This is a genomic window from Pseudoalteromonas sp. DY56-GL79, assembly GCF_041414765.1.
Taxonomy (GTDB): Bacteria; Pseudomonadota; Gammaproteobacteria; order Enterobacterales; family Alteromonadaceae; genus Pseudoalteromonas; species Pseudoalteromonas piscicida.
Window position 1 is genome coordinate 332,318 of record NZ_JANHZS010000001.1, and the last position, 7,690, is coordinate 340,007.

7 protein-coding genes and 4 pseudogenes are annotated in these 7,690 nt (G+C 43.1%); 5 read left to right on the forward strand and 6 right to left on the reverse strand.

The features are described 5' to 3' along the window. Positions 1 to 8: 8 nt before the first annotated feature. The 4 genes from NO992_RS01350 to NO992_RS01365 are packed head-to-tail and all read right to left on the reverse strand — an operon-like array spanning position 9 to position 3,791. On the reverse strand, positions 9 to 1,379 hold the full coding sequence (locus tag NO992_RS01350; RefSeq protein WP_371373737.1) for a TrkH family potassium uptake protein: 1,371 nt from the start codon (positions 1,377 to 1,379) through the stop codon (positions 9 to 11). Further along, the gene (locus tag NO992_RS01355) at positions 1,379 to 2,035 is read right to left on the reverse strand and encodes a TrkA family potassium uptake protein (RefSeq protein WP_017216668.1); all 657 of its coding nucleotides are present in this window, start codon (positions 2,033 to 2,035) and stop codon (positions 1,379 to 1,381) included. The genes NO992_RS01350 and NO992_RS01355 overlap by 1 nt, the downstream gene beginning before the upstream one ends. Before the next feature lie 20 nt (positions 2,036 to 2,055). After that, the gene (locus NO992_RS01360; RefSeq protein ID WP_371373740.1) at positions 2,056 to 2,757 is read right to left on the reverse strand and encodes a response regulator; all 702 of its coding nucleotides are present in this window, start codon (positions 2,755 to 2,757) and stop codon (positions 2,056 to 2,058) included. Beyond that, positions 2,757 to 3,791 (reverse strand): ATP-binding protein, encoded by a 1,035-nt coding sequence (locus NO992_RS01365; RefSeq protein WP_371373743.1) that lies wholly within the window; start codon positions 3,789 to 3,791, stop codon positions 2,757 to 2,759. The genes NO992_RS01360 and NO992_RS01365 overlap by 1 nt, the downstream gene beginning before the upstream one ends. A 121-nt stretch (positions 3,792 to 3,912) precedes the next feature. Here NO992_RS01365 and NO992_RS01370 point away from each other — a divergent pair. Continuing rightward, a pseudogene (locus NO992_RS01370) lies at positions 3,913 to 4,008 on the forward strand (transposase); the annotation flags it as partial. Positions 4,009 to 4,317: 309 nt separating this feature from the next. Next, positions 4,318 to 4,527: pseudogene (locus NO992_RS01375) on the forward strand (group II intron reverse transcriptase/maturase); the annotation flags it as partial. Positions 4,528 to 4,607: 80 nt separating this feature from the next. Here NO992_RS01375 and NO992_RS01380 read toward each other — a convergent pair. After that, the gene (locus NO992_RS01380; protein WP_371373746.1) at positions 4,608 to 5,201 is read right to left on the reverse strand and encodes a hypothetical protein; all 594 of its coding nucleotides are present in this window, start codon (positions 5,199 to 5,201) and stop codon (positions 4,608 to 4,610) included. Positions 5,202 to 5,324: 123 nt separating this feature from the next. Beyond that, positions 5,325 to 5,639 carry a hypothetical protein gene (locus tag NO992_RS01385; RefSeq protein WP_371373750.1) on the reverse strand — a complete coding sequence of 105 codons (315 nt, stop codon included), beginning with the start codon at positions 5,637 to 5,639 and terminating at the stop codon, positions 5,325 to 5,327. 153 nt (positions 5,640 to 5,792) lie between these two features. On the opposite strand from NO992_RS01385, the pseudogene NO992_RS01390 reads away from it, so the two are divergent. The 3 genes and pseudogenes from NO992_RS01390 to NO992_RS01400 all read left to right on the forward strand — a co-directional run. Further along, a pseudogene (locus NO992_RS01390) lies at positions 5,793 to 6,452 on the forward strand (transposase); the annotation flags it as partial. 107 nt (positions 6,453 to 6,559) lie between these two features. Further along, positions 6,560 to 6,658, forward strand: a pseudogene (locus tag NO992_RS01395) (transposase); the annotation flags it as partial. 103 nt (positions 6,659 to 6,761) lie between these two features. Further along, positions 6,762 to 7,690: transposase (locus tag NO992_RS01400; protein ID WP_371373753.1), on the forward strand; the 929-nt coding region annotated here is incomplete at its 3' end.

Below are 7,690 nucleotides of genomic sequence, written 5' to 3' on the forward strand. Positions count from 1 at the left end.
TTTTTTGCTTATCCTACCTGAATTTCCGCTTTTGCATACTTTAAATTCTCCCGTTTCGGGCGAGCGATCAAGTATAGAAAGGTTAACGGCCCCAAGCGTCCAATCAGCATTAAAAAGATGATTACCGCTTCACCGGGTTCGGACAATGAGCCGGTGATCCCTCGAGATAAGCCAACCGTGCCTAATGCCGACACCGCCTCAAACGTGATATCCGTTAAATTTGCCTGCTCGGTGATCGTTAAAATAAGGGTTGCGAGCATCACGGTAAAAAAGTACACCACGGTGAGACTAAGCGCCTTAAATACCGTTTCAGGCGAGATCTGTCTGTGTCCGATAGCGACTTGATCTCTGCGTCTCAGATAAGCGTAAGTTGCCATTAATAGCACCACTACTGTGGTTATTTTAAGACCACTGGCGGTACTCATAGAGCCGCCCCCTATTATCATTAACCAAATGGTCATCACGGTACTTTCGTCATTCACCAGCGCAAAGTCGATACTGTTAAAGCCCGCTGTACGTGGCGTCACCGCTTGCATCCAGGCAGTGATAACTTGCTCGGACAACGGCAAGGTTCCAAGGGTCTCTGGGTTATGTGCTTCAAAAAGCCAAAATAAGCTAAATGCCAGCACATTTAACACCGTGGTTGCTATCAACACTAACTTAGTGGCAGATCCAAAGCGGCTCCAACGGCGTCTTTTCACTATATCCATCAACACCACAAATCCAAGTCCGCCAATCACAAATAACCCTGATATCACAAGATTAACGACCCAATCACCACGAAAACTGGTTAGGCTGTCATCATGCAATGCAAATCCGGCATTGTTAAAAGCCGAAATAGTGTAGAAGAAGCTTTGCATTATCGCATCACCAAGCGGTAGCGTTTGATACCAATGGGCAAGCAAAATGGTAAACCCTATAGATTCGATGATCAGCGCATAAACTAACACGCATTTGGCTGTATCAACCAACTGATCAAATCGAGCAATACCAAAGCTTTCTTTTACGATTAGTTGTTTACTAATGTCCATTTGCTGCCCCATCCCCCGCAGCACCACAACCGTAATGGTCATAAAGCCAAGTCCACCGATTTGAATAAGACTGGCAATAACGAGATGGCCAAAGGTCGTAAAATCATTTGGCGTACTCAAAACGGCAAGTCCTGTCACCGTTACCGCGGAAGTTGCAGTAAATAATGCTTGCATTACTTTGATGTCTTGGGTGTGTGCTATCGGTAGCAACAGTAAAATAGTACCTAAAGCTATCAGCCCACAAAATCCAATAAACAGAACTGCTGGGGGGCTTAACCTCAGCGGCTTTTTGTGGGCTTTGGGCTTGCTATTTGGATAGGGGTAATAGTGGGGACTCCATGTTTTCATTACGCCCCCAGTTTTTGCGCGATAGAATTTAACGCTTTTAACTGACCGTTGAGGATCACTTTATCATCTTCGTTGATCAAAAATGACTCTGCCGGATTGCTATAACACGCTTTGCCGCGCTGCACTAACACAGCCTTGATTTCGCCCTTTGCACGCTTTAATAGCGTTGCCAAAGATTGCCCGCAGCTTAATTTATTCACGATGACTTCCACCATGTAAAAGCCGTGCCCCAACTGCATATATTGATTGACCATAGGGTAATTCAGTGTTTGTGCAACCTTGATCCCCATTTCTTCTTCAGGGTGGATCACACGTGTTACGCCTAAACGGGATAAAATTGTGTGATGCGCTTCTGAGCTGGCCTTTACCCAAATTTGCTCAACGCCTAAGTTCTTTAGCGAAAGTACACATAAAATGCTCGCTTCTAGGTTTTCACCAATGGCGACCAGCACTGCTTTGCTTCTCGTAATATCTAGTTGGCGTAATGCCGTTTCATCGGTCGCATCCAAAGAGGTGGCATAATCAATATGCTCAACAACTTGGTTCACCACACGTTCGCGACTATCTACTCCTATCACTTTGTTTCCAAGCCGCTTTAATTCCAAACAAGCCGCAAAACCAAATCGACCTAAACCAATAACTACAAATTGTGCCATAACAACCTCTATATACTCCGTTATGAGAAATGCTTATTGAGCGGTAAAAGTAAAAACCGATAACCAACCCCGGGCTCAGTTTCTATGATTTTTGGTGTAGCAGCATCGTCACTGAGTTTCTTACGTAATTGGCTGACCACAATCCGTAAATAGTGACTATCTTCCACATGGCTTTCGCCCCAAATTTGCTTTAATAAGGTTTGCTGACTGACTAATTCTTGTGCTCTTTGTGCAAGCATACTGAGTAGTGCAAATTCCTTTTTCGATAGCGCTAATGGTGCGTTATCCATAATGACTTGATGCTTTTGTAGATCTATCATCAACTTGCCATAATCGATGGCAAGCAAGCGTTTGTTTGGTACTAAATCTCGTAATAACACTTTGACGCGTACCACCAGCTCTTTGATGCTAAAAGGCTTCGTCAGGTAGTCGTTTGCGCCGCCCTCCAGCAGTTTAATCTTCTCAGCCTCTTGATCTCGTGCAGTTAAGATCAATACAGGTAGCTTGCTGGTTTCTCGGATCTTCTTCAAAATGCTATATCCATCAAAATCTGGAAGCCCGAGATCTAAGATTACTAAGTCTGGCAGCTCACCCTTTAACACCGACATGGCTTCCCTTCCTGTGCTGGCTTCCACATAATTCAGCCCTTCAGCTTTTAATGCTAAGCGGATAAAACGACGGATCTCTTCTTCATCGTCAATCAATAAAATGGTGTGAGTCATCAATGCGCCTCCTCTTTTGGCAAACTAACTTCCATTGTGCAGCCTTGCGTCGTCGGCAAAATGCGAATATCACCGCCATGCGCACGAATAATACCCCTCGCCACACTCAGCCCTAAACCACTACCACCGTCTTTGCTGGCGCTTTGTCGAAACGAGCTAAAGGCGGTAAAGACTTCCTTTTGCCGAGCAACGGGGATCCCAGGGCCGTTATCCTGAATAAATATCAACAACGCTTGCTGCGTTTCTCCTAAGGAAATCTCAACCCGCTCTCCATCGGGACTAAAGGTGACTGCATTTTCGATTAAGTTAAACAGGGCTTGCTCAATGAGTGCAGCTTGTATCGTGAGAATTGGACTCATATTCTGTGGCATTCTCGAGACGCATGGCGCGCCTAACCGCAAAATCACGTTATCAATCAAGACATCAATAGACGTAGGTTGCTTCAAAAGCGAAAGCTCATCTCCCTGATGCTGTAACTTGGTGGCTTGCAAGATATTTTCGATATAGCGAAACAAACGGAGGCTTTCTGATCGTGCCGACCCCAACAGCTCATTTTGCTCATCTTGGTCTAACTTATCACGATAGGTTTCTAGTGTTTCGAGTGCTCCCATCACCGCAGCGAGCGGTGTGCGTAAATCATGAGAAACCGACAACAAGATATTGGAGCGTACATTCGCAACTAAAAGCTGCTGTTTTTGCTCTTTGATATAACTAGATAAGTAGCTGGTAGCTAATGCCACAGCGATAAATACCACTAAATTGACCACGTCTTCTGTGTTATTCATATGAAGCGTGTATCTGGGGTCTGTAATGAAGAAGTTGAACACTAGACTGCTAACAATCGCCACCCCCAGCGCCATCCAACGTTTCGCGATAAGAGAAACAACAACAACCCCCAACTGTAATACCAGCAGTACACTGATCGCCGAATGTAACAGCGAGTCTAAGGCAACGGCAAAGGCGCTGGTTAACAGCAAAATCAGAAAGCTAACGAGGTACTCGTTCTTGGCAATAAATCCATTCTCGGAAAACATAGTGACTCCAACTTGCGCTATGTCTTTATTCTATCCTTGTCGAAATTCCGTTGCCGTATAATTTGCGTAAAATTTACTTAGCTTTAGGCTAGTTAGCACAAGAGCCTGTTTATCTATCAAGCTTTTTTTGCATGTTGATGATAAAAAGGCTAAGCGCATATCTGATAAAGCCATTGTGATACGCTGGCACAAGCTGTTTAAAAGCAACTGGGTAACTTAGAAATTCATTGAAGAATGGCCGAGAGCGAGTACTGACCACTTATTGTAAAAAACTCAAAAAACGACAGCGCACAAACCTAGCAAATTGTGAACGTTTGCTGGCTGGACCAAATAGAGGCTTTAGCAATAACTCCTCAAGCTGCGTTAACCGTAGCCTCCCTCATACCGTGCGCGATAAGCTGATTTTGGCGTCGAGAAATACGTAAACGCCAATAACTAGTCGCTCCTGAAACCAATTTAATTTATTGAATTACTTGAAGATCTAAACGATCTTACTACCCTCAAATTGCAGCTTTTTTGAATCACATGGCGAAAACCGAGAACTAAAATGAGAAACCTGATGAAGCGTGGAGTTCATGTGCAAGCAGCCGTTGCCTGTGGCATCACAAGTAAAGGGCCTTGGCGCAGCTCCAAAACACCCGGTATTCAACAGGCTTTAAGCTTAAATTATCTGAAAAACGAGGGACTATATTCACTCAGAGACGGATGGATAAAAGTACATTACCCAAACGGGTAATCTGTTAGATGAAACGCCCTGTGCGGACCCGCATGCAGGGTGTTGTGGGGGCTGAGGGCTAGATACCCTCGGCTACCCGATTAGGCCTTTTTTTCATAAATTTTTCGGATTTTTTCGACTTCATTTACTAATGGATCTCTATCGACTTCCCCACCAGAATAAGCCTCTATATCAATGTAGCTTATTTCCGTTACAGTCTTATTTGCGTATTCATAAGTTGCGGTAACACTAAATTCCGCAGGACAACTAGACGATGCCTCATCACCTAGAATCAGGAAACTTTGAGCTAATGGAAAAACTAGCTCACTATTTGGCGAAAATTGCTGAATGGGTAAAGTAAATGCTTTTAAAGTACGTAAATTCTTATTTGGTTTTGCCGCCTCATTAAATTGGTAGAAATCACGATCTAATTCCAACCTTAAATTTTTAGCGCCAACCAACCCTGTATTTTTTATGCTTAAATATATAACAGGAGTATGTTTCTTAAGTAAGGGTTGAATAGTGATATAAGGTCGAGTTAATGCTTCAGTTTGAAGCTGACTTTCTCTGATAGATTCTTCACTCAATTTAACCATACGATGAGTTAAAAATGCGTAAATTGCAGTTAAGAAAACCAAAATAGCTGTTAAGCATTCCATTGGATTTTCTTTAACGAAGAATAAAAAACTTTCCATGCGACGACTCCCTAGGCCTAACGCCGCAAATAAACGGCAAAAATTAGTTGGCTAAACTTGTGAGGCACGAACAAAGCCAACTGATTTTTGTCCGCCCTTTTTAATTTGCTTTGTTATATGCGTTTACTCAGAAGTTTTAGTAAATTTATATTCACAAGAAACAACCGCTGCGCATAGCCCACTAAATGCTAAAACACATACTGAAGAAACCATTCCCCAAATTGAAACCATAATCGCAGGTCCGCTACTATTTGATACTGTCATAGTAATTCCGTTTCCAAGATCTTTAGTACCACCAAAGCCACTAAAAGCACCATAAATACCGATACAAACAGTAATTATTAATAAAATATAACTAAGAACTCCAAGTACGCGGGATGCAATAAGTAATCCCTTAAGGTTCTCAGTTTGGATTTTTGAGTATGGGTATAGTTTCATATTATTCCTTTAATTTAAAAGTAACTCCGATTTGGAGACGCATATAGACATAATGACTCCCACACGGTGTTAGCCTCCGCTTTTCGTGGGTTAGCTTAATTCAAAGCCAGAGCCATAATTAGTTTGTCAAATAACTAAACAGCAGAGGCTAACATGAATAAACATAGCACACTTTTTATCGCTCTTGATACACATAAAGAATTCAACGAAGTCGCCTATATTGAAGAACATAGAGGCGCAAACGCTGTTCACCTTGGCCGATTCTCCTCTTCCAAACTGGCCGTTCAAAAGCTCGTTCGCCAATTCGAATCTAAATACCCTGGCGCAACCCTTCACTTTGTTTATGAAGCGGGACCATGTGGTTATTGGATTTACCGATTAATTACCAGTCTTGGCCACTTCTGTTACGTGGTCGCTCCTTCGCTTATTCCTAAAAAGCCTGGCGAGCGTATCAAAACTGATAAACGCGATGCACTTAAGCTCGTAAAACTCCTCAAATCTGAAGACCTAACACCCATTTATGTCCCTGAGCCGGAAGATGAAGCCATCAGAGATTTATCTCGTGCTCGAGAAGTCGCCATGAAAGACTTAAAAGATGCTAAATATCAATTAAAAGCGTTGCTGCTTCGCAATAATATTAACTACAAAGGCACCGCAAATTGGTCGCAGAAACATTTACGTTGGCTCACTGAGCTGGTGCTTCCACATCCCGCACAGCACATTGTCTTACAAGAATTTCTGCAAACAATTACCGAGCGAATAAGCCGACTTGAACGACTAGATAATGAACTGACACATCACGTTCATCAGTGGAGCGGTAAATCGCTCGGTAAATCGCTGACACCCACCACTAATTTGCACCTTCCTAAGATACCGCCTAAGCTTTAATTCTGCACTCAAAGGATTGAGGAAACCAAACTATGGCTATTGCCCGTAAAAGACAAATTAGTTTAACCGACACCAAATACTACCACTGTATCTCCCGTTGCGTAAGGCGTGCTTTTCTGTGTGGTGAAGATAAATTTACTGGGGTAAATCGCTGACACCCACCACTAATTTGCACCTTCCTAAGATACCGCCTACGCTTTAATTCTGCACTCAAAGGATTGAGGAAACCAAACTATGGCTATTGCCCGTAAAAGACAAATTAGTTTAACCGACACCAAATACTACCACTGTATCTCCCGTTGCGTAAGGCGTGCTTTTCTGTGTGGTGAAGATAAATTTACTGGCAAATCATACGAACACCGCCGTGATTGGGTTGAAGAAAAGCTCTTGATGTTGGGCTCTGTGTTTTGTATTGATATCTGTGCTTATGCCGTGATGAGTAATCACACTCACATTGTTTTATATGTTGATGATAGAAAGGCTGAGCGCCTGTCGGATGAAGCGATTGTCATACGATGGCACAAACTGTTTAAAGGTAATTGGATAAGCCAAAAGTTTATTGAAGGTGAGGCTCTCAATGAATCGGAGCAATTGATATTCGACGAGCTGGTTGATGAGTACAGAGAAAGGCTCGCAGATATTAGCTGGTTTATGCGAGTGCTTAACGAAGACATCGCCCGCCGAGCAAATAAAGAAGATAATTGTACAGGCAGATTTTGGGAAGGACGATTTAAATCCCAAGCATTACTGGATGAAGCTGCACTGGTAGCTTGTCTCGCATACGTAGACCTAAACCCCATTAGAGCCAACATCGCCGCAACACCTGAAACCTCAGACTACACCAGCATCAAAAAGCGAATTGACCATGCGAAATTAGGTAAACAGCCAAAAAGCCTACTACGCTTTGCTGGCAGCCCAAGAAAACATATGCCGAAAGGACTGCCTTTTGAGCTCAAATCCTATATTGAGTTGGTTGAACTCACAGGCCAATGTATTCGCGCCGACAAGCGAGGTCATATCTTTGAGTCACAACCCATACTCTCTCGATTAAATATCGAACCTGAAAACTGGATAAAACTCACTACACAATTTTCACGGGTATTTCACGGTGCAGTTGGTCGAGAGCGGACAATAACCGCTTACTGCGAAACACTTCAAAAACG

Coding starts and splice junctions, on each gene's coding strand:
- NO992_RS01350 (WP_371373737.1), bottom strand. CDS start 1,379: ATGAAAACATGGAGTCCCCACTATTACCCCTATCCAAATAGCAAGCCC.
- NO992_RS01385 (WP_371373750.1), bottom strand. CDS start 5,639: ATGAAACTATACCCATACTCAAAAATCCAAACTGAGAACCTTAAGGGA.
- NO992_RS01360 (WP_371373740.1), bottom strand. CDS start 2,757: ATGACTCACACCATTTTATTGATTGACGATGAAGAAGAGATCCGTCGT.
- NO992_RS01380 (WP_371373746.1), bottom strand. CDS start 5,201: ATGGAAAGTTTTTTATTCTTCGTTAAAGAAAATCCAATGGAATGCTTA.
- NO992_RS01355 (WP_017216668.1), bottom strand. CDS start 2,035: ATGGCACAATTTGTAGTTATTGGTTTAGGTCGATTTGGTTTTGCGGCT.
- NO992_RS01365 (WP_371373743.1), bottom strand. CDS start 3,791: ATGTTTTCCGAGAATGGATTTATTGCCAAGAACGAGTACCTCGTTAGC.